This window comes from Lonsdalea quercina subsp. quercina (genome assembly GCF_000688695.1).
In the GTDB taxonomy this organism is placed as follows: Bacteria; Pseudomonadota; Gammaproteobacteria; order Enterobacterales; family Enterobacteriaceae; genus Lonsdalea; species Lonsdalea quercina_D.
The window spans coordinates 1-2,058 of the sequence record NZ_JIBQ01000025.1; the positions used below are offsets into that span (position 1 = coordinate 1).

General features: G+C 52.4%; 1 protein-coding gene, 3 tRNA genes, 1 other RNA gene and 1 pseudogene. 5 read left to right on the top strand and 1 reads right to left on the bottom strand.

Features of this window, described 5'->3' with window-relative positions; genetic code table 11:
* The first annotated feature begins 37 nt into the window (after positions 1 to 37).
* The 4 genes from SB13_RS16800 (at position 38) to SB13_RS17525 (ending at position 485) form a co-directional block, all read left to right on the top strand.
* A tRNA-Val gene (locus SB13_RS16800) sits at positions 38 to 113 on the top strand.
* Between the two features lie 43 nt (positions 114 to 156).
* A tRNA-Val gene (locus tag SB13_RS16805) sits at positions 157 to 232 on the top strand.
* Between the two features lie 7 nt (positions 233 to 239).
* Positions 240 to 315 (top strand) — tRNA-Lys (locus SB13_RS16810).
* A gap of 44 nt (positions 316 to 359) precedes the next feature.
* A non-coding RNA gene (locus tag SB13_RS17525) (RtT sRNA) lies at positions 360 to 485 on the top strand.
* 825 nt (positions 486 to 1,310) lie between these two features.
* Here the strand turns inward: SB13_RS17525 and SB13_RS16820 are convergent.
* Positions 1,311 to 1,880 carry a recombinase family protein gene (locus SB13_RS16820; RefSeq protein WP_026741445.1) on the bottom strand — a complete coding sequence of 190 codons (570 nt, stop codon included), beginning with the start codon at positions 1,878 to 1,880 and terminating at the stop codon, positions 1,311 to 1,313.
* A 61-nt stretch (positions 1,881 to 1,941) separates the two neighbouring features.
* Here SB13_RS16820 and SB13_RS18085 point away from each other — a divergent pair.
* Positions 1,942 to 2,058, top strand: a pseudogene (locus SB13_RS18085) (phage tail protein); the annotation flags it as partial.

Consider the following 2,058-nt stretch of genomic DNA (forward strand, 5'->3'; position numbering starts at 1 on the left):
CACTATGAACTATCCCTATANTNNNANNNACAGAAGTGGGTGATTAGCTCAGCTGGGAGAGCACCTCCCTTACAAGGAGGGGGTCGGCGGTTCGATCCCGTCATCACCCACCACTTATCAACCAGCGCCTTGGTCTCTAAAATGTGTTACANAAGTGGGTGATTAGCTCAGCTGGGAGAGCACCTCCCTTACAAGGAGGGGGTCGGCGGTTCGATCCCGTCATCACCCACCACTTCTGCGGGTCGTTAGCTCAGTTGGTAGAGCAGTTGACTTTTAATCAATTGGTCGCAGGTTCGAATCCTGCACGACCCACCATCCTAAGTTTTTCTTCCGAATTCCATTAAACACGTCAAAATCACAGTTCGCACACATCGTGCGGGNGAGAAGCTGCGTTCAGGTTCGAGCCGAGCGAAGCGAGACAACAACGCGCCGCGTTGGCCCGCAGGGCAAGGCCGAAGGCCGAATACATCCTGCACGACCCACCATCCTAAGTTTTTTCTGCAGTAATCAATCATAAACCCAACTCAAATTTCTCTCGCGAAAGCGGGAAAGAAACAGGGCTTTCGTGGGTTCCAAACAACGTGTAAACGATAACGCCACAGCCCCTTGCCCCACCAGAACAACCAATTGATTGTATTAAATATATCTATGTCCCTGCGTCCAAAACCTTCCGCCATCAGCACTGAGAAAACAGGGGACTCTTCATGGCAGCCTTACTGCATTTCTTTTTGCTCTGAACTCAGCCTCTTCTATTACCTGATCCCAGCCACAATAATTCTCGAGGAAGGCGTGCGATAACTGTGGGCAGACGGTTTTTCCATGGCTGCAACGGATTTTCGGCGCTTTTTTAGCCGGATGATAGTGTGGAGAGGAAAAAGCCGTCACTCATGTGCCGCTGATTTTTCGACTCTGGCGCCTCCCATGTTACGCTCGCCTCCTCTACCTCTACCTCTACCTCTACCTCTACCTCTACCTCTACCTCTACCTCTACCTCTACCTCAATATAACCTTTTACCCCGATACAAATGTCATCGTCGGTTCGTTTAGCCGGGAGAAGTCATGGAAGATAGAGTGTCCGAGACATCATTGCAGTTGCTCCCCGTCCAAGAGCCCAGTGAGCGATGACGTGTTAGGCGTTATCACCTTTTGGATCTCGTAACATTTCCATACGGACGGCCGCATCGATTTCACAAATCGTGATCGCCACAACAGTCCGGACAGATTTGGAGCCAACCGGCCAAAACTCATCGCCTCCTTCGGTAACAGATTGATTTTTAGGTACGAAAACCACAAACCCTCGCCGAGGCGCTTCAGGCGCCATCTGTCTTTTTCCCGGCGGGAAAATAGCGATAGAGCGTGGATCGACCAATGCCGTAGGTGAGCGAAATCTGTTGTCGATTGTAACCATTGGCCAATAGCCGGCCGATCATCTCGCGGTCCGTCGGAGACAATACCCTCGGCCTNCCCCCTACCCGACCCTGCGCGCGAGCGGCGGCCATACCCGCCAGCGTCCGTTCGACGATCAGCTCACGCTCCATTTCCGCCAGCGCGCTCATCACATGAAAGAAAAAGCGCCCCATCGCCGTGCCGGTGTCGATGCTGTCGGTCAGAGAGCGGAAATGTATCCCGCGATCGTGCAGCTCAGAGATCAGCGCGATGAGATTCTTCACGCTGCGCCCCAATCGGTCCAGCTTCCATACGATAAGCGAATCGCCCTTTTCCATGCACTTCAGCGCACGTTTCAGCCCCGGACGGTTCTCGACCTTGCCGCTCATTCGGTCTTCGAAAATCTGGTCACAACCTGCGCTAATTAACGCATCGCGCTGTAAATAGTTGGATTGGTCAATTGTTGACACCCTCATATAGCCGATTTTTGCCATTTTCCCTCCCGATTAACGGCTGTGCTGACGGGGGATTGTGGCAAATCATGTCGCTAGAAGCATTCTCGAAAACCTTGGTTTGGGAGAAGCAGCAAAACGCGGGGTGGGAAACGGTCAAAATCAGCTCCCGGATATGTCGTCTTTTGCGGGTTTGAATGACTATAACGGCTGGCAGCTC